The organism is Arthrobacter rhizosphaerae, assembly GCF_023062595.1.
GTDB lineage: Bacteria > Actinomycetota > Actinomycetes > Actinomycetales > Micrococcaceae > Arthrobacter > Arthrobacter rhizosphaerae.
The window spans coordinates 227,017-253,311 of sequence record NZ_JALLAN010000004.1 but is presented as its reverse complement, the minus strand read 5'-3'; the positions used below and the strand labels follow the sequence as shown (position 1 = coordinate 253,311).

The following is a 26,295-nucleotide window of genomic DNA, read 5'->3' as shown; positions in this document are numbered from 1 at the left end:
GGCATTTTGGAACTTTCGGGGCTGAGCCTGAGACCTTCAGCCCCGTCGGCACATTAGTTACTTGAAGGGCCTGGGGAGCTCCCGCTGGAAGAAGGAAGAACGGCCTCCGTCCCGCTGGTCGAGCTCCCCAAGGCCCTTCCCAAGCCTTCTTGTCTGAGTACTCGTTTTCCCTGCGCCGATTTCGCTTTTTCAACCCGGATTGTAAGGTTCAAAGATGAGTATGGGGAAAGTTCGTAAAGCAGTAATTCCGGCAGCCGGGCTGGGCACTAGATTCTTGCCAGCCACCAAGGCCATGCCGAAGGAAATGCTGCCGGTGGTTGATATGCCGGCGATCCAGTATGTGGTGGAGGAAGCCGTCCATGCAGGACTCACCGATCTGCTGATGATTACCGGGCGCAACAAGCGCTCCCTGGAGGATCACTTTGACCGGACACCCGCCCTGGAACGTGCGCTGGAGGAGAAGGGCGACAGGACTCGTCTGGAGGCTGTAAAACACTCCTCCGAGCTTGGGCCCATTCACTATGTCCGTCAGGGCGAAGCCAAAGGCCTGGGCCACGCGGTCCTGTGCGCCCGCCAGCATGTGGGTGAGGAGCCCTTTGCCGTCCTGCTTGGTGATGACCTCATAGATGAGCATGATGGGCTCCTCACCACCATGATGGAGGTTCAGGCGAAGACCGGCGGTTCCGTCATTGCCTTGATCGAAGTGGATCCCTCACAGATCAGCGCCTACGGTTGCGCCGATGTCTCCGTGGTGGAGGGCGAAGACTACGTCCGCGTGAACAGCCTCGTTGAGAAGCCATCCGTGGATGAGGCTCCTTCCAACCTCGCTGTCATAGGCAGGTACGTGCTCCATCCCGCCGTTTTCGGTGTCCTCGAGAAGACCGGGCCCGGGCGCGGGGGAGAGATCCAGTTGACCGATGCCTTGCAGACACTCGCCACAGATGGCGAGGGCGGCGGGGTGTACGGCGTGGTGTTCAAGGGCCGGCGCTTTGATACCGGAGACAAGCTGAGTTACCTGAAGGCAGTAATAACGCTGGCATCGGAGCGGGTGGAGTTCGGCGAAGAACTCCGGGCCTGGATGAAGGCGTTTGTGAACTGACCTGGTTCCTTTCAGGAGTGTGAAAAAGGGAGCGGTCCAGGGCTATGTCCTGGACCGCTCCCTTTTTGCACGTAACTACCTAGTACGTGAAATTCAGGACCGTGACGGTGCCTGCAGTGAGCGAGAACGACTGCGTTGATGAGCCGTACTCGAATCCCGGGACGGTTGGCCTCTCATTCACAGGCTTTGGCCCGGCTTTAGCGCCATCGATCACGGTAACGCCTTCAGCGTCATAGCTTGGACCGCTTAGCTGCGTCATGGTGCCTGTGAGAGCCCTCCCGGGCAGGGTGAGGGTCACATCCGTCTGGGCGGCCTTTTCTGGATCATTCTGGTTCACCACGATGACGGTTGTGCTGCCGTCGGGGTTGCTCAGGGCGTAGCTGTAGGACAGGCCTCCTCCGGCGCTTTCCAATTCAAGGAATTTACCGCCCTCAAGCTCCGCCACCATCGCGAGTCCATAAAAGTTGGCGCGGGCCTCATATCGCCCATCAGGTTGGAGGTAAGCGCCGCCGCTGCAGATCAGGGACATGGGTGGTCCTCCCTGGCAGGTTAGCAAGGAACTGTGGAAGCCCATTCTGGTGATTCCGAGCTTCCCAGCGTTGAGCAGGTAGTCAGCCGTCCACAGTGCGGAGGCATGGGTGCGGGAAGTTTCATTGGCCCCAGGGCACGCTGCTATCCCCGTTTCGGGGAGCCATGTTTCAAGCCCGGCCTCCTGTCCCGCTCTGAGAGCTGCCTGCTGGTAATCGGCCGCACGCTGGTGCATCAGCGGGGACATGAGATTTTTAAGGGTGGGGGAGCCGTGAGGATCTTTTCCATCGCAGCTGTAGAGGGGGTAGTTATGGAACGACAGGATCTTCTTCTGTGGAATGTCGGCATCAATGAATGGCCCCCACCATTTTTCGCTGTAGGTGCCAGGACCGGATATGACAACTTCGGGGGCCACCGCAAATATGGCTTTGGCATACTCTTTCAGTTCAGCAACATAATTCTCCGGTGTGTAACCCCCAGGGCGAACCCCGTTGTAACCGTAACCGTTTGGCTCATTACCAACAGTGATGCTTAGCAGCCGCTCTGCAAAGATGGATGACGCGTTTTTTACCATGTCAGCCGCGCGTTCAGGCCCGAAATGGCCAAGGTCCACTGTGAGGCTTACTTTCGCGTTCGTAGCATCCAGCAGTGTCTTGACCCGGGTCAGATCCTCGGGGCCGACAGCCCTGGCAGGGTGGGCCTTATCGCCCTTGTAGGACGCCGGGATGGCTTCGCCGGAGGACGTCCAGAAAAATCGCCGGTCAACGGCATTTCCCCCGAACCGCAGGATGGGCTCGTCTACCTCCGCCAGAAGTTTCACCAAGGAGGCGTTGGTGCTGCTCAACGCGGGGTCACCGAGGTCTGTTGCTTCAAGGGAAATTCCGGCCATTCCTTGGCGCAGGGCTGTGCCCGCCTCCCGGTTGCTGACCTTAACCGTGAGTGGGTCCACTTTTTCCAGGGGCGAACCAGCGGGTGGTCCGGACTGTTGGTAATAGGTCACCGCTGGCGCCGGTGCCAATGATTCGCTGACAGTCGGGGCAGGCTGGGTGGCGACGTCCTGTGTGGGTTGGGTTGGACCGGGAATGGCCACTACTAGTATGCCTGCCACTGCTATCAGTATCGCGAGGACCAGCGAAACAATCTTCACTTTGCTCTTCCGGTTTGACGCCGAGAGCCGTCGACCTGGCGTCTGATCGTTGGGTGAAGTTTCAGGGGCTGACATGCGCAGTTTTTCTCCAAAGTCAGGACGATGAAAGCCCAGCTTAGCGAAAAGGGTTGGATAACCGGTTCCCGGATGGATCAAGTAAGATAGCGACGTCAGGATTTGACTTGAGTTGCCTAGATTTTCATGATCCGGTTTCGTGGCAGCGTTTTTAACAGACTTTGTCGTAACAACCGCTGTCATGGGGGCATGAATATTTTGAGCGCGAAAGGAAAAGTCGCTTCGGCGCACCCGCTTCCTCTGCGACTTGTTTGTGCACTTCTTATCCTGGCCTTTGTAGTGCTGGCGCCTTTTCAGCCAGCGACCGCCGATGACGGGGCCCTGTTGCCCGATCCGGGGGTGATCGCATCTCCTTCGCCAGAGCCTGGGCCTACTTCAGAGCCGGAGCCACAGCCAACGGGAGAGCCGGTGCCGCCGGAAGTGCCAGTCCAGCCGCCAGCCCCGAATGTGCCTCCCGTCGAACCGGTCGCACCTCCTGCTGATCCTGTTCCCGTTGGCGTTGCCCCGGCTCCACCTATCGTCGTGGTTCCCGTGCCGGTGGAACCGGCGACGCCCGGGGAGGAACTCTTAACGCCGCCAACGCCGATTGAAGAAGCGGCCCCAGAATCGTCAGGTCTTCCGTCCGCAGAACCAGCGGAGACAGCTGCGGTAGTCCCGCCGTCTCCAACATCATCGGCGACGCCACCTCAGCAGCAGAGCCATGCCACCACTGTTCAGGCCGTGGTCGCGGCCGCCAGCGGGAGTCCGCTGGGGGTTCAGCTGCTGACTGTGGCCTTGCTCTTAGGCGCCGGATTCGTTTACTTCAGAGCCCTCGGCTCCAAAGGCATGCGAACCCCCTCCAGGTCTGTAAAGTAACCCGCGGGATGATTAGCAGCGAAGATCACCCCCATGAGCTACGCCAAAAAATGCGTGTGACTCTTCTCACGCATTCCTACTGGCCCGAGAGCAGCCCGCCACAACGCAGGTGGAGCGCACTGATAGGTGAGTTCCGGAAGCTGGACTGGGAGATCGACGTCGTGACTCCCGTTGCACACGCACCCGGAGGCAGCCGCAAGGCGTTCCGGGGTGTTGCCGGGAAGATGTTTCGTTCCCAGACCGGCCCTAATGGCGAGAAAATCCGCCGTGTGCCTTACTTGCCGCATGGAAAGCGGCATCTCTGGCGGCTAGTGGACCAGTGCTTCTCGGCACTATGGTCCCTCCCTGTTGGGATGCTCACCCGACGGCCGGACCTCATTATCGTCACGGTGCCGAGCCTTCCCATCATGGCCGCCGGTTATCTGCTCGCGCGCCTGCGCGGCGTGCCGCTCATCCTGGAGATGCGGGACGCCTGGCCGGATCTTGCCCGGGACGCACGGTTGATCCGGGGAAGCGTCAAAAGCGGATTCGAAGTCTTCGCTGATTTCGTACAGCGCCGCGCCAACTTGGTGGTGACGGTGACGGAGGGTTTTGCCGACGTGCTTCGTAGCCGCGGAATACTGAACGTCGCAACCATTTCGAACGGGTTGCACGTGAGTTCCCTGCCGGTGCTGCCCGCGCCTCCGGCGGACCGTGAGGTTTTTGAAGCCTTGTACTTAGGGAATCATGGGGAGAGCCAGAATCTCGAAACCTCTATAAGGGCCAGCGCCATAGTGGGCAGCCGCATGCACCTGCACCTGGTGGGGTATGGATCACGAAGACCGGTTCTGCAGAAGCTTGCCCGCGATCTCGGTGCTCCCGTGACTTTCCACCCGTCGCTGCATGGTCAGGATGTTCTGGACCGGTATGCCTCGGCGGACACCTGCATCGTTTCCCTGCGGGATGACTGGAAGTCGTTTGAGACCACAATCCCGTCCAAGACCTATGAGGTTCTTGCTCTCGGGCGGCATATCACAGGGGTGGTCCGGGGTGAGGCCGCGCGAGTGGTGGCTGAGGCGGAGGCCGGAGATATCGTGGAGAACCACCCCCAGGCCCTGGCGGACCTATGGCACGGGCTGGCCGAAGACCGAAGCCGATTGATCCGAACCGGGGCAAGCCGCGCCTGGGTCCAGGACAATGCGGACTACGGCGTCCTTTCCCAGCGCTACGCGGAGCTCATTTGCGGCTTGGTGTCCGGGAACGGCCGGAGCGAATGACGCGCCTGTTCCGCAATCTCCGCCTGACCTGCAGGGTTGTCGCTGAGAACCTTATGGATGACCCCTTCCAGTTTTTCCTTCAGGTCTCCCGAAAGCTTCCACCGAGATTGGTAATACCGGCTGCCCGTCTGGTTATCTCTGCTGCACCCCTGGAATCAACCGCCGTCCCGATCCTCGTGGCAGAACTGCTCGTTGGCGATCACGACGGACTAAGACGGCGCCTGCAGCTGGCCCTGCAGCAGGATAAGACTGCACGCAAAGCCATTAGGTTGGCCGACATCGCGCTGGTCGCTAACGAGCCGGCAATTGCGGGTAAGTTCCTTGGTGCCTCCTCGGACAATGTGAGGGGCCATGCTGAAGTACTTGCCCGCCGCTTTTGGTATGTCGGGGCCGTGAGCGAGGCGGCTGCGACGCTAAGAGGAGTGCCAGCACCCCGGACCAAAACGAAACAGCATGTGCGCCTGGCATCCGAACAGGCCTTGCTTACTGGATGGGCTCCTGACCTCCCCTCAACACTGATGGAACCGGTCCCCAACCGCGTGCTGCACCTGCTCACAAACTCCATGCCGCATACTCAGAGCGGCTATGCCCAACGGTCTCACTCAATTCTTGTTGCCCAGCAGGACGCTGGCTGGGAAACCATGGCCCTGACGCGCCTGGGCTATCCCTTGCTGGTGGGGAAGCTCGCAGCCCGGCAGGAAGACCTGGTCGACGGCGTCCGGTACCGGCGGCTACTGCCTGCCCGTCTTGCGACCACCCCCGCTGGGCGACTGCAACAGCAGGCAGAGGAAACCCTACGGTTAGCCGTGGAGTTTCGCCCCAGCATCATCCATACAACTACTCACTACGTCAATGGACTTGTAGCGCGGGCGGTCGCCGACTCGCTTGGCGTTCCGTGGGTCTACGAGGTCCGTGGGCAGTTGGCTGACACCTGGGCGTCCGCCAGGGGTCCTGAAGCCAAGGAGAGCGAGAGGTACAAGCTGTTTCAGGACCGCGAGTCTGAGATGACGCGGTCAGCTGACCTCGTCATCACGTTGGGCCAGGCCATGAAGGAGAACATTATGGCCGCCGGGGTGCCGGAGGGGAAAATCATCGTTGCGCCCAACTCCGTAGGCGGGGACTACCTACTGGAGCCCAAGGACATCAGCGAGGCCCGCAGCCAGCTTGGGCTGGATCCGGCCGCCCAGATCATTGGAACGGTCAGCAGCCTGGTCCCCTATGAAGGGCTGGACGACCTGATCTCGGCGTTCGCACGCCTGGCGCCCTCAAACCCGCAGTTGCGGCTAGTGATTGTAGGGTCCGGAGTGTCCCTTCCATCTCTGCAGGACCAGGCCAGGCGGACAGGCTTTGGCGACCGTATCGTCTTTACGGGGTTGGTACCCCGGGACCAGGCGCGGGCTTACCATCAGGCTTTGGATGTCTTCGTCGTGCCGCGTAAGAATCTTGATGTAACCCGTTCTGTGACACCATTGAAGCCGGTGGAGGCAATGGCGAGCGCACGGCCGGTTGTGGCCAGTCAACTTCCTGCGCTGGCCGAGATTGTCGATCATGGCCGATCAGGCCTGCTGGTGCCGGCTGAAAATCCGGCTGCCTTGGCGGAGGCCTTAGCCTCCCTCCTTGCAGATGCCCCGTTGCGGCAGGCAATGGGCAGGTCCGGGCGGGCGAGCGTGTTACGCACCCGCACATGGGAAGCCAACACGCTGGCCTGCATAAAGGCGTACCGCACCTTAGCAGTAGAACAATCAAGGAGAGCCCGCTAGTGTCCGCAAAGAAGGCCAAGCTGCCGGAACCGGCTGGCATTCAGCCGCTGTCCGTGGACATGCGGAAGTTGTCCCGTGTCGGATCCAGGCCGGGCTTCCTCGATTATTTGGTCCAACTTTGGGACTTCAGGCAATTCATCTTCTACGATGCGCGCGCGAGGGTGCAGAGTGGCACCCGGCGTGACCGCCTCGGTAGTGCCTGGCTGCTGCTGAACCCCATTTTCAATGGGCTGACGTACTACCTCATTTTTGGCGTGCTGCTGCAGACCAGTCAGGGCATCGAAAATTTCGTTGGCTATCTCGTGGTGGGGGTCTTCCTGTTCCAATTCAGCTCCGGGGCAATTACCGCAGGGGCCCGCTCAATCCGCAACGGCAAATCGGTGGTCCAGGCCTTCAATTTTCCACGTGCTGCGCTTCCCTTGGGTGCAAATATCAGGGCAGTGCTCTCAGCTGTGCCCTTGATCCTGGGGATGTTGCTGTTCATCGTCGTGTTCCCGCCCGCTGAGACCATCTCGTGGCTTTGGTTGCTGGTTGTACCCGCAGTCCTCTTGCAAGGCGTATTCAATCTTGGAATCGGCATGATCCTGGCGAGGGTCATAGCAAGAGTCCATGATGTGACGCATCTCCTGCCGTTTGCCCTCCGAGCGTGGATGTATGCGTCAGCGGTCTTTTATTCTTACGAGCGCTTTATCACAGACCCAACGTTGCTCGAGGTGTTGAAGCTGAATCCGCTGTTCAACGTCATCGACATCGTGCGGAGCTGTGTTCTCTATGACACCCTCCCGGCATGGGAATCATGGGCGAGCCTGGCTTGTGTCGCGATGGCTGCCCTGCTGGTCGGCTTCTTCTTTTTCTGGAAGGGAGAAGAAACGTATGGTCGTGATTGATGAGGCTCTCTTCCTTGACGGTCCGCCCTGTGTCGTGATCGACAAGGTCAAAATGACCTATCGGGTTCAATCCTCTGATGAGAGAACTGTTTCCTCCCGCGGGCTGAAAGGTGCCCTCCGGAAGGTCCTTCAGAGACCCAATCTGGTCACTGTCAGTGCTTTGAAAGAGATCTCACTGGTGGTTGAGCGCGGCGAGTCGGTGGGGATTATCGGCCGCAACGGCTCCGGAAAGAGCACCATGATGAAGCTCATTAGCGGGCAGGTGGCACCCACGCAAGGCGGCGTCTATGCCTCCAGCACGCCCATTCTTCTCGGAGTCAATGCTGCGCTTGTACCTGAACTTTCAGGAGATCAGAACGTCGTGCTCGGGTGCCTGGCCATGGGCATGGATATGGACCAGATCGATGCCCAGTTTGAGAGCATAGTCGAGCTTTCGGGCCTGGACTCGGCCATTTACCTCCCAATGAAGTCGTATTCCTCCGGGATGGCGTCGCGGCTTCGTTTTGCGATTGCGGCTGCCGTCAACCCGGAAATTCTCCTGGTGGATGAAGCCCTGAACACAGGCGACGCCCAGTTCAGCAACCGCAGTAAGGCGCGCATGGATGAGCTGCGGGCCCAGGCCGGCTGTGTGTTCATTGTCAGCCACAGCCTGGACACCATCAGGGACATGTGCAGCCGGGTCATCTGGTTGGATAAGGGCGAGTTGATCATGGATGGGACGCCTGAGGAGACCACGCAGTTGTATCAGGATTTTTCTTCTCATCTTTCCAAGGGGAACAACATCAGTGCTGCCAAGATCAAGGACGAAGCGAGGGCGAATCTAGTAGCCACCCAGATTCTCGAGCGGGCCAGCGGCCGGCGAGCGGAAGGACGCTGAGATGCCCATGATGACGGACGCCAGAACTGCCCTTTGGCATCTGCGCGATGGTGGACCTGCGCAGGTCAAGGAATGGCTGAGGAGGCGAAAAGTTGAAAACCGTGGCCTCGGTGGTTCCGAAAAGAGGCTGGCCCATATCAAGGAGCGGCGGGATCAGAACCAGCCGCCAGCTTTTGCCCCGCATCGGATTCCCGACCGCGCCCCCAGACGAAATGATCTCACTGTAGGCGTCATCTTGGACGACTTTTCGAGCGCAGCGTTTTCGTTCGAGTGGGACCTTGTGCTCCTCCGCAAGGACTCATGGGAACAACAGCTGGCTGACACCCGTATCGATTTCCTGTTCGTGGAATCAGCCTGGAACGGGAACTCGGGATCATGGAAGTTCCAACTGACGGGTACTTCAGGGCCAAAGCCCGAATTCCTTGCCCTGATGGAATGGTGCCGTGCGCAGTCCATTCCCACTGTCTTCTGGAATAAAGAAGACCCCCCGCACTACGATGACTTCCTGCCTGCGGCGCGATGCTTCGACGTCGTGTTCACCAGCGATTCTGACCGCATCCCCTCCTACCTCGAGGATCTGGGACATGACCGTGTAGCTGCCCTGCCATTCGCGGCGCAGCCAGCCATCCACAACCCCATCCGTACAGGGCAGGACAGACACTCCCGCGGTGTGGCCTTCGCCGGGATGTACTTTGCCCACAAGTACCCGGAGCGGCGCCAGCAGATGGATATGCTCCTGACCGCTGCAAGGAATGCCAGCCAGGGCGGGCTTGAACTGGAAATTTTCTCCCGTCAGCTAGGTGGGGAGTCAAACTACCAGTTCCCTGTGCCTTTCAGTGAGAACGTGATCGGGACACTGGACTATGCGCGCATGCTTACCGCCTACCGCACCTATAAAGTATTCCTCAACGTAAATTCAGTGGTGGATTCGCCGAGCATGTGCGCGAGGAGAATATTCGAGATCACAGCATGCGGTACGCCGGTAGTGTCGGCTCCCAGCGCGGCGATTGAACACTTTTTTGAGCCTGACGAAGTTCTGGTCGCGGGCTCGCAGGAGCAGGCGGAACATCAGATTCGGATGCTCGCCAGCAGTTCGGAACTTAATGACCGTGTGGTTCATAAGGGGCAGCGCCGCATTTGGGCCTCGAATACCTATGCCCACAGGGCCGAGACGATAGTTGCCTCGGTGCTGCCCGCGCGCAGCCACCCAGTGGAACTGCCCACAGCCAGCGCTTTGGTCTCCACCATCCGGCCACATCAGCTGGAGCACGTCTTTGCGACGGTGGGCAGCCAGGTGGGAGTGGACCTTGAGCTTGTTCTGCTAACACACGGCTTTGAAGCCGACGCTGTCCGGCTGGAGGATCTGGCCAAGTACTACGGTGTTGCGCGATACAAGGTCCTGACGGCACCACGGGAGCTGTCGCTGGGAGAGTGCCTGAACATGTGCGTCCACGCCGCTTCGGGGAATGTGTTGACCAAGATGGACGACGACGACTATTACGGTCCGAACTATCTGGCCGACCTCCTGAATGCACTGGAGTTCTCTCAAGCCGATGTCGTCGGAAAGCTTGCCCATCATATGCACTTCTCGTCGAACAAGGCGACTGTTTTGCGCATGCCTCATTTGGAGCACACCTCAACCCGCATCGTTATGGGGCCCACGATTACCGCGAGGCGGGAAGTTTTCGAGGCCCATCCCTTTCAGCCGCTGAACCGTGGGGAAGATACTGCCTTCCTGAAGGCAGTAACGACGGCGGGCGGCTCCATCTACTCAGCCGACAGGTTCAATTTCTGTCAACTGCGGAGCACTGAAGGTCACACCTGGGACGTGTCAGACGAAGAACTGGTTGCGTCTGGAGAAATCAAGTTCTTTGGAGACCCCAAAGAACACATCACCGTATAAAAAGGGGAACGAAATGACATCCATTGAGACAGTAGCGGTCATTGGTCTGGGCTATATAGGGTTGCCCACCGCCGCCATTCTGGCCACAAACGGCGTCAACGTCGTCGGCGTCGATGTCAGCGAAGCCACTGTGGACGCCGTGAACCGCGGGGAGGTTCCCTTCGTGGAGCCCGATCTGGCGGTGCATGTTGCCGGTGCCGTGAGCCAGGGGCACCTGAAGGCCACTACCGATACGCCGGCGGCGCAGGCCTTCATCGTGGCCGTTCCCACGCCGTTCCGGGAGGACCGCACCGCTGACCTTAGCTACATTGAGGCTGCAGCACGCGGGATCGCTCCCCAACTGCAGGGCGGTGAACTGGTGATTCTCGAGTCGACGTCTCCGCCCCGGGCAACACGCCACATGGCAGACGTTATTTTGGCACTTCGCCCGGATTTGTCCCTTGACGGTGCAGACGGGGCGCCGGTGATTCACTTCGCCCACTGTCCGGAACGTGTGCTGCCGGGCCGGGTCATGATTGAACTGGTCACGAACGACCGGATCGTCGGAGGCATTACGGCGGAGGCTGCTCGGCTGGCCAAGGACCTTTATGCCGTGTTCTGCCAGGGAGAAATCCTGATCACGGACGACGTTACCGCTGAAATGGCCAAGCTCGTGGAGAACTCCTACCGCGATGTGAATATCGCCTTCGCCAACGAACTGTCCGTCATCAGCGACAAGCTCGGTATCGACGTCTGGGAACTGATCCGCCTGGCGAACCACCACCCACGGGTGAACATCCTTCAGCCCGGTCCGGGAGTCGGCGGCCACTGCATTGCTGTTGACCCTTGGTTCATTGTGGCAGCAGCGCCGCAGGAATCGCGCCTGATCCGTACTGCGCGCGAAGTGAACGACGCGAAGCCTGAATGGGTCTTTCAGCAGATTCTTTCCGCGCTTGAAACCCTTCCTCAAACCGCAGAGGTGGCCGTCCTTGGTCTCGCTTTCAAGGCCAACATCGATGACCTTCGCGAGTCACCCGCCATCGAGATTGCCGTGCACTTGGCTGAAGCCTTGAAGGACCGGAAAATCAATGTCGCGGAGCCGCACATCCAGGAACTGCCCAGACAGCTCGCAGGCCGCAGCAACGTGGAATTGGTGTCCATCGATGACTCGATCAGCCGTTCGGATGTGGTGGTTGTTCTCGTGGACCACGACGAGGTCAAGGCTGTGTCGTCGGAATCCTTGGTGGGAAAGACAGTCGTTGACACTCGTGGAGCGCTCAATCTCGGACTGCAAGCGGTCGCGGGAATGCATCAGCAGTGAAACCTATCGAGGTCCTCGCGGCCGGGAAAAGCTACTTTTTGGACCTACCGGAGGCGGACGTTGACTACATTCAGAAATCGATAGCAAACACTAAGCGGCCGTACGAAGAAGAGATGTTGATCGACATCGCGAAATCGTTAGCGCCTGGTGATTTGGTGTTGGATGTTGGGGCAAATTGCGGCAATCATACTCTGTATCTAAGCTGCATTATTGGCGTCGAAGTGCATGCTTTTGAACCCGACGGCGATCTTTGTTCCAGCATTCGCTCAAGTGCGGCAATTAACGGTGTTGAGCATCTAGTGACCATACATGACGTGGCAGTAGGAGATGCCGAAGGTTTCGGCCGGCTAGTGCAAACAGCGGAGCACAACCGAGGCGCACAGCGTTTGCACCGAGTTGCCGATGATGATTCAGAAATGAGAATCGTCCGGTTGGATGATTTGAACTTCCACAAATCAGTTCAAGTGATGAAAATTGATGTCGAAGGCATGGAATTGGAGGTCCTCAACGGTGCCCGGAATCTAGTTGACAAGGATCACCCTGAGATATATATCGAATGTCAAACACGCCACGATTTTGAATTGATTCATAGCTGGTTGATGGAGTTTGGTTATCAATATCAAAGAACTTTCAACGCCACACCAACACATCATTTCTCGGCCCGAGCTTCCGTTTCTTCTGGCGATCGTTTTGAGCAGATCGTCCGGCAGCAGGTATCGGCGGCCTATTATGACCAGCAACTTATCGCCCGCCTGCGCGAGAGCCTTTCGGAAGCGAACGCCAAATACCGTGGCGTGAGTGCTCAGTTACGACCCATATCGGAACAGCTTCGACTGACGGCGGCCTCAGAATCCCGCCACCTTGAGCGCCTGCAGCAACTGGAACGCGCACTGCAAGACAAAGAGGGGCGTGTTGAAGAACTGGTGCGAATTGTGGAAGCCGGGGATTCTCAAAGCAAAGAGCTCAAGATACGACTTGCGGCCAGCGTACGTGCGAACGACAAGCTTAAAGCGCAAGCTGAAAGCACTGTGGCCGCACTGTCCGACACGCGTTCTTCGCTATCTGTCGAACAGAGGCGTGCACAAGGACTGGAACGACTTGTGGAGCAGGCAAACGCCCTAAGTGTTGAGCTGGAATCGCAGTTTTCTTCGGAGACCCAACGGTGGATTCAGCACCGTGAAGAATACGATCAGCAGCTCGCACATGCGGCTAGACAACACTCTCGACTGCGCCGGAAGATGAAGCTCTATTCGTCTAGGACACGCCAAGCACTAGTACAAAGAGATGAATATGCAGACCGCCTGTCTACCGTCGAATCAGCCCTTGCCGACATAGAAGTCGAGCTTAAGGAAGCGGATCGACGGCTGACAATAGAGAAGGGGTTAACCTCCCGGCTCGACAAGGTGCGTGTGGAATCCGAGGTCGAGCTCAGAGCGGCTAAGACCACCACACGAGAAGCTCAGGCCAAGATCGCGCAGCTTGAGTCGGCACTGGATGGAGCCCGGCAGCAACTCGTTAACGCCGAACTGAGGACGAAATCGCTGCGCCAAAGTGTCACCTACCGTCTTGGCCTGGTGGTTAAGGACTCACTAAAATCCCCTATTAACCTACTGAGGCTCCCACTCAACCTCTACACGCTGATGTCACAGCATAGGCTGCGCAACAGAGCATCCTCGAGCATCACTTTCCCAGAAGAGCAGGAATTGGCTCCTCTGCCGGAGGCCGAGAGAACGCCGCTCAACAGAGCGCCGGAAATACGGGACTCAAGGCTACTGGCCAATAGCGGCAAGACTGCTGCTTTGCAGCTCGGCCCGAAAGATGAAAAAAAGGCGTTCCGTGTAGCTGCGATCATGGACGACTTCACGGTGCAGGCTTTTGCGCCAGAGTGCGACCTCCAGGAATTAAGTATCGACAATTATCTTGTTGAACTTGAGACCTTTTCTCCTGACGTAGTCTTTCTTGAATCCGCATGGCGGGGCAAAGGGGGTGCTTGGGGCAACCGCGTAGCCCAGACAGCTGCGGAAGTCCGGGAAATCATTGCTTGGGCCAACCAGAACAATGTCCCCACTGTTCTTTGGAACAAAGAGGATCCGGTTCATTATTCGACATTTCTGAATACGGCCAAGCATGTCGATCACGTATTCACTACCGATATTGATTGCATCCAAAGGTACAAGGATGACTTGGGGCACAACCGGGTACATTTCCTGCCGTTTGCCTGCCAACCGCTCTTACACAATCCGTTGGAACTTTACAAACGGAGTCCAAGTCTTTGCTTTGCTGGCGCTTATTATCGACGATATCCTGACCGCACGCGCGATCTAGAGTCATTTTTGGCCGCGATACCTCAATATGCTCCGCTGGATATATTTGACCGTAACTTTGGAAAGTCGGATGAACAGTACAAGTTCCCCGACGAGTACCAGAGTTATATTGTCGGCACATTGAGCAGTGCAGAAATTGATTTAGCCTACAAAGGCTACGACTACGCTGTCAACTTGAATTCCGTCAAAGAATCTCAATCTATGTTTGCGCGTCGAGTTTATGAGCTCTTTGCATCAAATACGACAATTATCAGCAACTATTCTCGCGGACTTCAGTTGATGTTCGGTGAACTTCCGCTATTGGGCGACAGTGGCAAAGTGATAGTTAGACAATTGAATTCGTCGACTGGAACATTCTCCGGGCGTAAGCGGCGTCTGGCCGGCTTACGCAAAGTAATGCTTGAGCACACGTACCAGCATCGCCTTGAATTCATCCTCGACCAGGTTGCTATTCCCCATGCAACCTTGCAAAGGCCGGTTGTCGAGGTGTTCAGCCTAGTGTCCACCGAGTCGGAGTTGCACGCAGTACTCGAAAGCGTGCGGCGGCAAATCGGTGTGGATGTTATCCATAGAATCTACTCCGAAGACATGAGTTGGTTCGATAAGTGCACTTTGCACACCGATGTTGCCGTTGCCCCGATTTCCAGCCTGGCCGAAGCCACACTCAACGATTTAGTCCAAGTTGGCAACGCGGCTGGAGTAATGGTCGCCAAGGATTATTATGGCGAGCATTACCTTCTCGACCTTGCCCTCGCCGGACGGTATTCCTCTGCATCTGTTGTAGGCAAGTCTTCCTTCTTTGAGTTGGCACGAGGCACTATAGCGGTGAAAGAGACGGAGCGGCCCTACACTGCCGTAAATAACCTACCGATCAGATCTAGCCTGGTGCTGCGACCTATGGCCATTCGGCTAGTTCCACGCGAATGGCTGCGAAAGGCCGAAGAGGGGACTTATGAAGGGGATTCCCTGCTAGGAACAGAACTCTTCGATTATTGCCGAAACGGGTCAGGTCTTGGGGATACCGACCGGCTAGCTGTTGGAAGCGGAGTCTACGACACTGGGATTGGTCTCGATGAATTGACAACTGTTGCCGCTCAGATTCGCGCAGTCGACTTCGCACCTGAAGTCGGCCGAGTCACTTCGGGAGGAGAGCTGGCGGAACTCTTCGTGACTATGTCAAGACCTGGCGTGCATACAGAGGTGACTGCGGAGGGATGGAGCTTCAAGTCGACTCTTGACGACGGAGTCCATGACTATCTCTATTCGACCAAGCTTTTGGACCTTGAAAATCTGGCTGTAGATGACCACCTTGAATTCCATATTGAGGCGGACCCGGGACTCAACCTTCAAATGGCGATCATCTTTTACGGCGATACAAGCGAAAAAATCTCCGGGACGGTTCGGGGCTCAAACCAAAATCAAACATTGATCGTGCCTGCAGGTGCCTCACGCATAAAAGTCGGCATACGAATCCACTCTTCGGGGGAGGCGATGCTTCGACGTGTCCTTTGGAAACACAAGAACTTGAAGCCAGCCTTTATTGCAGCTCGGGCGGCGAATCTAGTTGTTACTAATCGATATCCGGCCTACGGTGACCTTTATAAGAATGCCTTTGTTCATAGTAGGGTCCTGAAATACATTCAGTCCGGTGTTCATACCGAGGTCTTTGTGCTTGATGAATCCTCACCATTGCGTTTCAGGGAGTTTGAGGGCGTCGCTGTCCTAACTGGCTCATCGGATGCCCTTGAAACATTTCTTCGGGACAATGAGCACACGTCAATTTCGCTTCATTTTGTGAATGAGACCATGTGGAACATGGTGAGGAACCTTCCTCGGCGTCCGCGATTGGCTATTTGGGCACATGGGGCCGATATCCAGAAATGGACTCGCAGAGCATTTCTCTATGAAACTGATGATGAGATTGAGGAGGCTAAGAAATCGAGTGATGCTCGCCTGGCAGTCTGGACTAGCATATTCAGCGATCTGACGCCGGAGATGACGGTTGTATTTGTTTCGGAGTGGCTAGCGAGAACCGCTCTCGAAGACCTGGGTATGCCCGATGAACGTAACAATGTAGCGGTTATCCACAATCCGATAAACACGCAGAAATTTGCATACCAGCGGAAGTCTTCGAATCAACGACTTAAGGTGCTTTCGATTCGACCGTACGCTTCATCAGTTTATGCTAATGACTTAGTTGTTGAGGCTATCCACATTCTTTCCAAGGAACCCGACTTTCATGATATGGAATTTCGTCTTGTGGGCGACGGACACCTGTTTGAAGAATTAACGAAATCCTTGCGCAACTTCTCAAATGTAACCCTAGATCAACGTTTCCTGACCCAAGATGAAATTGCAGAAATGCATCGAGAATATGGCATATTCCTTTGTCCATCTCGGATGGATACCCACGGCGTGTCTAGGGACGAGGCGATGGCATCGGGCCTGGTTCCTGTCACTTCTTCAACGGCTGCAATACCCGAATTTGTGGACGAGACCTGTGCAGAGCTAGTGGAACCGGAGAGCGCCTCCGCAATTGCTGCAGCTGTCGCCCGGCTTGCCAGGTCCAAGGCGCTATTCCGCGGTAAGTCACAGGCAGCTTCCGCACGCGTGCGGAAGCAGAGTGCAGCGTCTACTGTTATTCCACAAGAACTCGCACTATTAGGTCACTCTGGGTTCGCAGAGGAAAAATAGTGTTAGGGGCCCGCATCGTTGCAGACCGGTGCGGGCCCATTTCGGCACCGCCGAAATTCCGGGCTTTCGGAACAATGTGTGTGGTCCAGGGCAACGAGCCTGCTGCCGTCCTGACGGTGTCTTGGTTAACAACATGCTCACCACAGTTCGGCAGGGACTGTTACAGCGGGTTCAGGACCGGCGCGGCAGGGCAACGGCCGGGCGTGGGCGAACCGGATGCTGTTGCTGAAGGCCGAAGAGCATCTGTCGAACGCGGCTAGCTCGGCTGGCAGGCGTGTTCGCCGCCGATGATCCCAATGGCAGCCTCCAAGCCCCTTGGCAGGTCAAGGAACAGCTCCGCACGCTGCCGAGTACTAGCTGCTCCCTTGAGGATACGGGTGCGGCAAAGAACGCGCTTCCTGACCTCCTGGTAGGTACCGCGATGCCGGAATCAAGCCAGGCTCAACCGGACTGTGTGCCGCTGGTGGGCTGAGATCGAGGTCCTCATCGTCACAAGTGCAACCACGGCCAACGTAGAGGCAAATAACACGGCAATAAATTACATCAAGGGAGCCGCACGAGGCTGTCGAAATCCGGCCAACCACAAATCGCGTATCTTCTTGAGAAGTGCCGCCCCAATGCAACATGAGCATTCATCTCAGCAGACCATTCCCCGGGAACCGTGAAGACCGGATCGCTTTGAAAACGAGTGCTCGTGGAACGGCACCATCCGAAAAGGGAGTACTCCGTTGTAGTTGCCAGTGTGTCAAGAGGTAAGACCACGATTCGATTCTGAGCTCTCTCTCCTCCTGGAGGCCTGTGCATTGCATGTCCTGATTTGGCGGACGCTAACGCTGTCGCTTTCGATTTGCCAGCCGCGAACCGAAATGGATGCACAAGTTACACCCGCAGAAAGCTCAAAGGACGAGAAATAGGAGCGGCGACCTCGGTCAACGTCGACATAGCGGAAGAAGCCGATATCCTCATGCCCCGATTTCGCAATTCGATTTTTGGCGAGATCGCTATCAGTTGCCCCTCTCAGGTCCAAAGAGATCAACAGATGGCGTCCATGCGGAAGATGGGTTTGGGCCTCGAACTCTATCCCGAAGGACGAGGTGTCAGGAGGCAGCTCCAACCGGAGTGGCGTCCCAACTGCATCTCGCCACGCATCTGCCTCCGAACTCTTCTCTGGAGACTTGAGTTCCCGGACTAAACCTTCAGTTCGCGGAGTTTTCCTGCGGGTCCCGTGGGCCGCAAGTTGATGGACGACCTCGGTGTAGACGTCGTCCACATAGTGGTATGGTGCCAGTGTCCATTTATGGTCTCGATTAGCAATGGCTGTCTCCCAAGGTACCTCAAGGCTGAATACGTCCAGGCATTCACGTATTACTGCTACATAACGCGCAAACGTGTTATTCGCTTCGTCAGGCAGCATGCTGAAGTACCGTCCCAGTACCGCTTCGCCGTCGTCGTACATTGACCACGATAGATTGAACAGAACGATTTTCGTTTCGAGATTCTTTGACCGAACGAAGTCTGAAAAGCGGGCAACGGCTTGCGTCCACAGCTCGAGATGCTCGTCCGTCCCGAACTTTATCCACTTTTGCTTTGTCTGGTCGCCAAGCAGTTCGCTCTGTACCAGTTCTGTTGATCTAGTGATGAAGATGTCTTCGTCAAGCTCGATGACGCCCAGTCGCTCGTCGGTGAGGTCCCAGAAAATGTAGTCGGCGCTCTCAGCAATTTCAGAGAGCTTCTGGATCGCGTTTCCATCAAAATCACCTTGAAGGTTCTTGATCTGAAATCTACTGGACAAGGCTCCTTTGGATGCATCAGCCAAATAGGGCTTGTTGGTGGCACTGATCAGCGACTGTCGCGCTGTGTAGCCGAGTAGCTCATTTTCTGATTTGTCCAGAAAATCGAAGGCATCCCGAGAGACGCAGCTGCCATAGATGTAAATTCTCGCCATGATTACTCTCCAAGGGTTCCTGCGCTGCTTCTCATCGGAGACCAGTATTCAGCGTTGATGGGACTACTGAATGCCAAGTCCGGTCCCGCCCACAGCTAGTTGAAGCTGTCGATCCGCTTGCCGATGCCCAGAAGCTCCGCTACGGCGGCCACTGTTCGTTGAGCCGCTTTGCCGTCGCCGTAGGGATTTACAGCATTGGCCATCGCGTCGAAGTGTTCCTGCTCATTCAGCAGGCGGTCCACTTCTTTGACGATACGTTCTTCGTCAGTGCCTATTAGTGCGACTGTCCCAGCATGGATGGCTTCGGGGCGCTCGGTGTTGTCCCGCATAACTAGGACCGGCTTGCCCAGGCTTGGCGCTTCTTCCTGAACCCCGCCGGAATCAGTAAGCACCACGTGCGACAGCGACAGCATGCGGGTGAATTCACCATACGCGAGCGGCTCGGTGACAATGACATTACCCTTCCCCTCAATGGCCGGAAGGACTGCTTCGCGTACGACGGGATTCCGGTGTACGGGCAGGACAATGGTCAGCTCCGGTTCTGCGTCCGCAATCCTGGCCAGGGCTCGCGCCACTCCGCGCATGGCGTCGCCCTGGTTCTCACGGCGGTGAGTGGTAACGAGCAGAATCCGCCGGCCGCTTTCTGCCAACTCTTCAAGTTGTGGATCGGAGAAAGGGATGTGCTTATTGACCGTGGTCAGCAGGGCATCGATCACAGTGTTTCCCGTGACCACGATGTCATCCTCGGAGATGCCCTCGGCAAGGAGGTTGGCCTTGCTAATACTGGTGGGCGCCAGGTGTAGGCTGGCAATCTGACTGGTGATTTTGCGGTTGGCTTCCTCAGGGAACGGCGACAGTAAATTGCCGCTGCGCAGACCGGCTTCCACATGCACAACAGGAATGCCGTGGTAGAACGCGGCGATGGCGCCGGCCGTAGAGGTGGTGGTGTCGCCCTGGACGATTACGGCATCGGGCTTGGCTTCGGTGAAGAGCTTGTCTAAGCCATCAATGGTGCGGGTCATAATGGCAGACAGGGACTGTCGCTGCTGCAAAATATTGAGGTCGTGGTCGGGAACGATGCCAAAGAGTTCGTTCACTTGGTCCAACATCTCACGGTGCTGACCTGTGACTGTCACGATGCAATCGAATTCGGCAGACTCCTGCAAGGCAATGACAATCGGTGCCATCTTGATGGCCTCCGGACGAGTGCCGAAAATAGGCATAACCCTAGGCATGGATCCCCCAAAAAAGTAGTGATGAACCCAACGATGCTATAGCAAAATCACTGCAAGACACTCATCGTGCTCAGATACGAGACGCTGTTATCGCGCAAAGATTAACGTGAGCGCGAGAGCGGGGATGCTGATGGAGACCAGAATCACGGAACCGAGGGCAACCAACCGCTTGCGGTGGTAGCTGGCTTTTTCACGCATCGATGGGGGCGGCGAGGAATCGGTGACCGCAGCGAGCGCTGGGAAATCCGAATTTCTACCGAGATCGTCAGCGGGTCTTCGGTAGCCTGGAGTACCCCTTCCTTCAATCATCGATGCTGGCACTTCCCAGCTGAAGCGTCGCTTGCGCATGTGCCGAGGGGAATATGCAATGCGCACATTCGGACGAGGTGCTTCCATTTGTCTATCACCCCTCACGGCAGTCCAGACGTATCATGGCTCCAGGTTTTTTGAAAGTGTCAGATCATGTGCCACATTCCGGTCGGAAGGTGGCATCCAGCAGCCCGCCTGTCTCGACTACAAACCTGTCCATCCATTGTTTCAGGTTGAAGTCTGGATTTGAGCCAATCAGACGAACGTCCGCCGTCGTACATTGACGAATCAGCATTCCAGCCCTGGTCAAGTGGTAGCGCGAGGTAACGACACTGATGCTGGTCCAGCCCTTGGCTGCTACTAAACTGCCGATGGCGCGGGCCTCGCCCCGCGTGTCCTGCTCATCCAAGCCGAGACACAGCAGCGTCAGGTCGGTGCGGGAGGCGTCCTCGCACAATGCATCGGCACTAGCGTTCCCGGGGGTGCTCGTGTGGGAGATCACCAATACTGGGATGCCCAATGATTCCCGAAGCTGTTGAGCAACCGGTAGCCGCTCCGTGCTGGCACCTCCCAGCATGATCACCGCTTCCGTTCGCGCGGCAGCAGGTGCTGGAACGTTGAAGAACAACTGGACTGCGGCCATAAGCCAAACCACGAAGGCAACAAACACCGTTGTAAGCGTCCGGCGCACGAAGAGCACAACGGCAACGGAATCAGGCACGATTCAGTTTGGCATGAGTTGCCCCTCGGCCGAAACTGGACACGGCAGCCGTCCGTATGTAAGCGAGCAACGTATGCTGCATCCCCGAGATTATTGCCGATGAAAACCAGGCGACGGGGACACCATCGGCGGCAAGATCCGTGACCAGCGGGTAGATCATTTTGGGCTGCGGGGACGACTAGACGGCAATCGCCCCAAACGTCTTCCACACCCCCGGCGTCCCAGAAGTCGTGCATATCCATCCAACCGTTCCACCCGCTAGTGGCGCCAGATTGTAGACGATGTCGCCTACGCTCCACGCTCCCGCGGTGGGTGCGGTGCGCCCGGTCGTTTGGATCCCATTCCACGAGTTGCCCACAGTACGGACTCTTGCCCCGTTGGCCGTTGAGAGTGGCGCCCTTACGTTTGTTGCTTTGTTATTGAGGAACGACGAGGTGCCGCCACCAATGTAGAACCCGCATGATGAGCCGGTCACGTTATCAACGTCGACGCCAGAGACCAGAGCTTCCGTTGTTGTTGTATTCAGGTAAATCCCATAGTTCGTGGAATTTGTGATGCACCCGTCACGCGCGGTGACTTTTTTAGGGTTGGTTGCAAAGTACAGCCCCGCCCCGACCGTATTGTTGATCACGAAATTATTCAGATTGTGGAAGTCGCCGCCATCGTAGTAGATTCCAACTCCCGTTCCTGCCACGCCGTCGACCCGTCCAGAAACATTTGTAGTCGTGACATTTATGACGCTAATGCCTATCGACGGGGCCCCGATCACAGTCACTCCTTCGACAGACAAACTGGTGATGTTCCTGAAGTGGACCACGCCCTGTAGCCCGAGACCTTCAGGGTTGGTGAAAGTACCGAGAAGGTGTGCGGAGTTGATGGTCACCGACCTCAGGCGATCTGTCGCCGAGCTGCCAACAAACTCCAGCTGAGGCATCGCCCCGCCGCACGCATTCACGTTCCCGACCTTGACGACAGTCTCGCAAGCCCCGGTGGAGGATGGGCTGACCTGTAAGCCTCGGTGACAATTCGTTAGTGCTGCATTTAGAACTGTGTAGTTCTTCAGACTGCCCTTGGCACGTATGACGACGTTCTTGCAATCGACAGCAACGACGTTTTCAATGTAGAGAGATTCCGCATTGCCATACATGTCGATGCAGCCGATACCATTGTTCGTCTTGAACTCGTTGTCGTCGTCGAACCTCTTGCCTGATCGCCCCAGTCCCCTGATTTCAGTGGTGCCGTGCATGAAGACGGAGGATTCACCCGACATTGAGTGAGACTGTCCGTAGAAAGTGCCTTTGATAGCACATGCAGCGTACTGTCCGGTACCCGTGGGCTTCAAGAATTCCGCCTGGAAGTTTTTGGTCCGCATTTTGACGTAGTCCATCACCATGACATAAGTCGGAGCATAGCCGAGCGCGTTAGGGGTTGAGGGATCGCCCTTACCTTTGCCATATATGGTGTCGGAAAAGTGGCAGTCATTGAGGTAGGTGAGAGTCTCGTAGCGCCTACGGTAGTCATCTCCCCGAAGCAGAATATAGCCGCTGGTGCCGTTGATGAACCTGCCTTTGTTAACGCGAACGGTAGTAGGAGCACCGGAAATAACGGCCGGTGGAGACGTCTTAAGGAAGAAACCAGATGGTTCGGTCGTTGTCTGCTTCGCAGAATTTCCATCATAAGTGAACTCGGAGAACTGTAATGTGACGCCAGCCGCATCCACTTCGAACATCGCGGCTCCAGCAGCCCAGTAGCTGGTGCCGGCCCCGTCCGAACCAATAGCACGCTTGAGGGTTACACCAGGCTGGCAGACAACACTGAGATTCTTGGTGACGCTCACGCTGGCAATAATGTAGATCCCGGCAGGGAGGTAAGCGATGCCGCCGATGTTTGCGACCAACTGGAACGCTATGGTGTCATCAGTGACTCCGTCGCCTGCAGCACCGTAATCCTTGACGTTCAAGAACAGTTCACCCTTGCGCACGGGCTGCCTGCCCTGCGAATCGACCGTTGCGTATGTGCGGGAGAGGTCCGGCAGTTGGGCGGGCGGAATTTTGGACTCAACGTCTAGTGTTGCTACGCCTGAAGCCGCACCCTTTTCCGCCAGGGGAACATAACTAACAGGCGGGTTCTTGTCGCCCGGCGCCGCAGCGGCGCTCTGTGCTGCCATGGCGGAAAGACCAGTGAACGCTGCAGCGACTGTTCCAACACTGAAGAGTTGACGGCGCCTTAGCACTGCACCTATCTCGCGTGGAGGCTGTTCCTCCTTGCGCCCCATGCTAGCCATGGGAACAAACCCAAGCAATTGAGCTGAAAACGCCAGGAATCATCGCTTCAAGAATCGACATCTTGTACCTCTCCCAATCACAATTGCCGTCTCTCGAAGCTAAATTCATAGCACTCCCGATACCACCGTGGAGGCTACGCGTCTTATTCAGCAGCGACTACTTGGACCAGCAATGGGGCAGCAAGTAACTACTGGGACAGCCGGTACGGGAAGATCCGCAAAACACGCAGCGACGAATGGCTTGGGACGCAGCGTGAACTCGGCCACCTTCGTCACATCGCGGGTCCAGCTCGGCAATGATGTTCCGGTCCACGTCGTCCAGGCAGACTTCGCCCCGGTCAATACCCCTACGTGTCAGGGTTGCAATGAGGCCAGCGACTCATCGCAACTTCGTCTAATCCGTAGGGCGAAAATCAGAATTGCTACCATTGGCTTCTCAACAATTTCTCTGCCGCGGGAGAACGGGTTCATGAGCAATGCCGGCCCCCGCGCCGGAGGGCCGTCCTCATGTAGAACATTCACTGCGGCACAAAATCGGCGTACTTGGATGCATATCAGCAGGCCTGACGACGACACCGGCGGCGGGGTATCTGCGCGGTGCGGGCAGTGTTCGTCCCAGATCATCGAGTGGTGCAAGCTCCGCGACGCCGGCGTCCTGGAGGGCAAGAAGCCGGGGAAATGATTTTGCCAGCCCCCTGCTGAACATGCAGAAGTCGGGCGTCTGCGGCGACATCTTGAGGTGACTGAAGGCAAGCTGGCACGGACTGAAGCTGCGTTGTCGATTATGGAAAAAGCATGACTGCTTTTGGGGGATGTCTCCGAAAACGGGAAGCAGCAGCCCTGGTACAAGAAACCCTGATGGGCGCCTGCACCGCCCTGACCCTAGGTGGACATCCCGACCCGGGAAGCAGCTTGTATGAAGGCATTTATTTGCGCTCTTCACGGTTCCCGGGGAATGCTCATGTTGCCATTCGGGCGGCACTTCTCAAGAGGGTACGCGATTTGTAGTTGTCCGGATTTTGACGGCTCGTGCCGTCCGTTTGATGTAATTTGTTGCCGTGTTATTTGCCTCTAACGTGGCTGTGGTCGCACTTGTGACGAGGGAAGCACAACAGCGACGGAATCAGGCACGATTCAGTCTGGCATGAGTTTCCCCCTAGGGGGAACTGGGATCGTCGTGGCTGCGGCAACAATTAGCCGCGTTATCCTAGTAGCCACGGACCCTAAATGTGAGTAGTAGCTACTCTTAACATTCCGGATCCGAGGTTCGAACATGGACTCATGGCCAAATACACGGTTGCACCTGAAGCGTTGGAACACCGCTGTCAATGTTGTGGCGAGCCAGCAGAAAGAGTTTTCTGCGACACCTGCCACCTGCACCACGGCCCTTTCCCGGAGTCCACTGAAGGCAGGACGGGCTAGAGCAGGGCCCGTCCAGACACAGCCAACTGCCTTCCAGACACAGCAAGCGCCTTGGCGGCCCTAGCCGGCTCGATTTTTCAGTTGGATTTAGCAGTGTCCAACATCAGAGAGAACAAGCCCATGGGGTGACGCGCAAAGTGAGTGACGTCTGGCTGCCACTCGGATCATGAGCAATGACACGGGAGGCTTCACTATCTTTAGGCAGGCTCAGCGCGGTTGGGAGCGCTGGGCCTGCCTCCTTTTAAGCCACCAGATCAAGGTGTAGGCCAGGACAATACCTGCCACGGTTCCCGTGGTGTTTGTAACGAGGTCCCTTGAGCTGGGGTCACGGCGGTCAAGGAAAAGGAACTGCCCCAGCTCCATGGATGCTGACACCATCACACCGATTGCGGCGTTTTGCAGCCAGGTGTTCCGCGGGAAGGCGACCACACACAGGGCACCCACCGGGACGAACAGGAGCACGTTGGCTCCCGCTTCCAGCAGCTTGTAGTTGAACCAGCGGGGTGCACCGTGCCGATGCAGCCAACGGAAGAGGGCGTTCAGGGCGTCGCTGGCAGGCTCATCAACGGGTGTGGGCCAATAACCGATGACTGCCAGCGCGGCAAAGTAGGTGGCGAGTATCCAGCCCCAAGGAACCGACCTCCCAGCTGGGTACTCTCGGGCACTCAGGTTGTCCGCGCTAGGGCTATCGCTGCTGTTCCTGCAGCGGCTAAAGCCAACAGAGCGAGCCATACGTAGGGTAGCCACGTCCGCGGCGGCAGGGTGATGGTCCTGCCCGCTCTTACGTCGCTATTGCGCCAGTGTCGCCCCATAAGCAAATGATTACCACAGGGAGGCCCTTGATGAATATGCGTAGTCCAATGAAAAAAGTGGGTGGTTCTCCGGTTTCCCGGAGAACCACTCACTTTGGATGCTTGTTCTTGATGTTTTTATTGCGAGACTACGCTGAGATTTCAGCCTTAGCGCGGCGGCGAACTACTACCACTGACGCTGCTCCAGCTACAAGAGCACCCGCGCCGACCAACGACCAGAGGGCCAGGTTGGCGTCCAGACCCGTGTTGGCCAGTTCAGTGCTTGACATGTTCTTGAGTGCGGCTTCCGGAAGGACCTGAACGGTTACCGGTCCCACAGTCACTCCAGAAGTGGCGCCGGTAGCCCTCAGTGAGTACATGCCGGGCTTGTTGATTTCGAGAGTATAGGCGAATTTACCCTGAGCATCGGCAACCGTGCTGAACGATTCCGTTGCCATTGGCAAGGTGATCTTGCCTGACACAGTTTGGCTGCCACCGGCGATGCTTGCACCGGTTGCTGCCGGGTTGGCCCCCGGCGTCACGGTGATAGTAAGCGGTTCGCCGGCGAGGAAGCCCTGGCCTGTGAAGACGAAGTCCTCGCCCGGGCCTACCGTGCCGTCAGAAACGGCAGCCTGAGGCGGAAGTGGCGGGTAGTTTGCGGCTACGGACGGAGCCGCGCCGATAAGTGCGATTGAACCTGCGAGTGCGAGTGCTGCTATTGCTTTTTTCACGTGTGTCCCCCCGGAGACCTGATATTTTTGTTTACCCGAAATTGAGGAAAGTTCCCTCTCCGCCTGAGACCAACTGCGGAACTGCCGGATATGTATCCCGAATTGACGGTACCACTTAGTCTTGATCATCCGCAAAGGTTAATCCAGATCAT

The 26,295-nt window shown here is 57.0% G+C and carries 17 protein-coding genes; 10 read left to right on the top strand and 7 right to left on the bottom strand.

Annotated features, from left to right (window positions below; all coding sequences use genetic code 11):
* Positions 1–214: 214 nt before the first annotated feature.
* The gene (galU, locus tag MU551_RS07750; protein ID WP_247042196.1) at positions 215–1,099 is read left to right on the top strand and encodes a UTP--glucose-1-phosphate uridylyltransferase GalU; all 885 of its coding nucleotides are present in this window, start codon (positions 215–217) and stop codon (positions 1,097–1,099) included.
* A gap of 79 nt (positions 1,100–1,178) precedes the next feature.
* Here galU and MU551_RS07745 read toward each other — a convergent pair whose 3' ends face one another.
* Positions 1,179–2,849 (bottom strand): hypothetical protein, encoded by a 1,671-nt coding sequence (locus tag MU551_RS07745; RefSeq protein ID WP_247042194.1) that lies wholly within the window; start codon positions 2,847–2,849, stop codon positions 1,179–1,181.
* Between the two features lie 905 nt (positions 2,850–3,754).
* Here MU551_RS07745 and MU551_RS07740 point away from each other — a divergent pair.
* The 8 genes from MU551_RS07740 (at position 3,755) to MU551_RS23600 (ending at position 17,370) form a co-directional block, all read left to right on the top strand.
* On the top strand, positions 3,755–4,960 hold the full coding sequence (locus MU551_RS07740; RefSeq protein ID WP_247042379.1) for a glycosyltransferase family 4 protein: 1,206 nt from the start codon (positions 3,755–3,757) through the stop codon (positions 4,958–4,960).
* The gene (locus MU551_RS07735) at positions 4,957–6,720 is read left to right on the top strand and encodes a glycosyltransferase family 4 protein (protein ID WP_247042192.1); all 1,764 of its coding nucleotides are present in this window, start codon (positions 4,957–4,959) and stop codon (positions 6,718–6,720) included. Before MU551_RS07740 ends, MU551_RS07735 begins: the two co-directional genes overlap by 4 nt.
* Positions 6,720–7,607 carry an ABC transporter permease gene (locus MU551_RS07730; RefSeq protein WP_247042190.1) on the top strand — a complete coding sequence of 296 codons (888 nt, stop codon included), beginning with the start codon at positions 6,720–6,722 and terminating at the stop codon, positions 7,605–7,607. The genes MU551_RS07735 and MU551_RS07730 overlap by 1 nt, the downstream gene beginning before the upstream one ends.
* Positions 7,594–8,484 (top strand): ABC transporter ATP-binding protein, encoded by an 891-nt coding sequence (locus MU551_RS07725; RefSeq protein WP_247042188.1) that lies wholly within the window; start codon positions 7,594–7,596, stop codon positions 8,482–8,484. The genes MU551_RS07730 and MU551_RS07725 overlap by 14 nt, the downstream gene beginning before the upstream one ends.
* Before the next feature lies 1 nt (position 8,485).
* Positions 8,486–10,387 (top strand): glycosyltransferase family protein, encoded by a 1,902-nt coding sequence (locus MU551_RS07720; protein ID WP_247042186.1) that lies wholly within the window; start codon positions 8,486–8,488, stop codon positions 10,385–10,387.
* 13 nt (positions 10,388–10,400) lie between these two features.
* On the top strand, positions 10,401–11,687 hold the full coding sequence (wecC, locus tag MU551_RS07715) for a UDP-N-acetyl-D-mannosamine dehydrogenase (protein ID WP_247042180.1): 1,287 nt from the start codon (positions 10,401–10,403) through the stop codon (positions 11,685–11,687).
* Entirely contained in the window at positions 11,684–16,705 is a 5,022-nt protein-coding gene (locus MU551_RS07710; protein WP_247042179.1) for an FkbM family methyltransferase, read from the top strand. Before wecC ends, MU551_RS07710 begins: the two co-directional genes overlap by 4 nt.
* A 452-nt stretch (positions 16,706–17,157) precedes the next feature.
* Positions 17,158–17,370: a transposase gene (locus tag MU551_RS23600; protein ID WP_372489812.1), complete on the top strand. Its 213-nt coding sequence runs from the start codon at positions 17,158–17,160 to the stop codon at positions 17,368–17,370.
* 80 nt (positions 17,371–17,450) lie between these two features.
* On the opposite strand, the gene MU551_RS07705 is transcribed toward MU551_RS23600, so the two are convergent.
* The 4 genes from MU551_RS07705 to MU551_RS07690 form a co-directional block, all read right to left on the bottom strand.
* Positions 17,451–18,650 carry a DUF6270 domain-containing protein gene (locus MU551_RS07705; RefSeq protein ID WP_247042178.1) on the bottom strand — a complete coding sequence of 400 codons (1,200 nt, stop codon included), beginning with the start codon at positions 18,648–18,650 and terminating at the stop codon, positions 17,451–17,453.
* A gap of 95 nt (positions 18,651–18,745) precedes the next feature.
* Positions 18,746–19,885, bottom strand: coding sequence for a non-hydrolyzing UDP-N-acetylglucosamine 2-epimerase (wecB, locus tag MU551_RS07700; RefSeq protein WP_247042177.1), 1,140 nt, complete (start codon positions 19,883–19,885; stop codon positions 18,746–18,748).
* Positions 19,886–20,345: 460 nt separating this feature from the next.
* Positions 20,346–20,915: a YdcF family protein gene (locus MU551_RS07695; RefSeq protein ID WP_247042176.1), complete on the bottom strand. Its 570-nt coding sequence runs from the start codon at positions 20,913–20,915 to the stop codon at positions 20,346–20,348.
* Positions 20,916–21,093: 178 nt separating this feature from the next.
* Positions 21,094–23,082, bottom strand: coding sequence for a right-handed parallel beta-helix repeat-containing protein (locus tag MU551_RS07690; protein WP_247042175.1), 1,989 nt, complete (start codon positions 23,080–23,082; stop codon positions 21,094–21,096).
* Positions 23,083–23,746: 664 nt separating this feature from the next.
* On the opposite strand from MU551_RS07690, the gene MU551_RS23315 reads away from it, so the two are divergent.
* Positions 23,747–23,881, top strand: a complete 135-nt coding sequence (locus tag MU551_RS23315; RefSeq protein ID WP_281506973.1) for a hypothetical protein — start codon at positions 23,747–23,749, stop codon at positions 23,879–23,881.
* Positions 23,882–24,828: 947 nt separating this feature from the next.
* Here MU551_RS23315 and MU551_RS07685 read toward each other — a convergent pair.
* On the bottom strand, positions 24,829–25,353 hold the full coding sequence (locus MU551_RS07685) for a VanZ family protein (protein ID WP_247042174.1): 525 nt from the start codon (positions 25,351–25,353) through the stop codon (positions 24,829–24,831).
* A gap of 208 nt (positions 25,354–25,561) precedes the next feature.
* Positions 25,562–26,143 (bottom strand): LPXTG cell wall anchor domain-containing protein, encoded by a 582-nt coding sequence (locus MU551_RS07680; RefSeq protein WP_247042172.1) that lies wholly within the window; start codon positions 26,141–26,143, stop codon positions 25,562–25,564.
* Positions 26,144–26,295 lie beyond the last annotated feature (152 nt).

Coding starts and splice junctions, on each gene's coding strand:
- galU (WP_247042196.1), top strand. CDS start 215: ATGAGTATGGGGAAAGTTCGTAAAGCAGTAATTCCGGCAGCCGGGCTG.
- MU551_RS07745 (WP_247042194.1), bottom strand. CDS start 2,849: ATGTCAGCCCCTGAAACTTCACCCAACGATCAGACGCCAGGTCGACGG.
- MU551_RS07740 (WP_247042379.1), top strand. CDS start 3,755: ATGCGTGTGACTCTTCTCACGCATTCCTACTGGCCCGAGAGCAGCCCG.
- MU551_RS07735 (WP_247042192.1), top strand. CDS start 4,957: ATGACGCGCCTGTTCCGCAATCTCCGCCTGACCTGCAGGGTTGTCGCT.
- MU551_RS07725 (WP_247042188.1), top strand. CDS start 7,594: ATGGTCGTGATTGATGAGGCTCTCTTCCTTGACGGTCCGCCCTGTGTC.
- MU551_RS07720 (WP_247042186.1), top strand. CDS start 8,486: ATGCCCATGATGACGGACGCCAGAACTGCCCTTTGGCATCTGCGCGAT.
- wecC (WP_247042180.1), top strand. CDS start 10,401: ATGACATCCATTGAGACAGTAGCGGTCATTGGTCTGGGCTATATAGGG.
- MU551_RS07705 (WP_247042178.1), bottom strand. CDS start 18,650: ATGGCGAGAATTTACATCTATGGCAGCTGCGTCTCTCGGGATGCCTTC.
- wecB (WP_247042177.1), bottom strand. CDS start 19,885: ATGCCTAGGGTTATGCCTATTTTCGGCACTCGTCCGGAGGCCATCAAG.
- MU551_RS07690 (WP_247042175.1), bottom strand. CDS start 23,082: ATGGCAGCACAGAGCGCCGCTGCGGCGCCGGGCGACAAGAACCCGCCT.
- MU551_RS23315 (WP_281506973.1), top strand. CDS start 23,747: ATGCATATCAGCAGGCCTGACGACGACACCGGCGGCGGGGTATCTGCG.
- MU551_RS07685 (WP_247042174.1), bottom strand. CDS start 25,353: ATGGCTCGCTCTGTTGGCTTTAGCCGCTGCAGGAACAGCAGCGATAGC.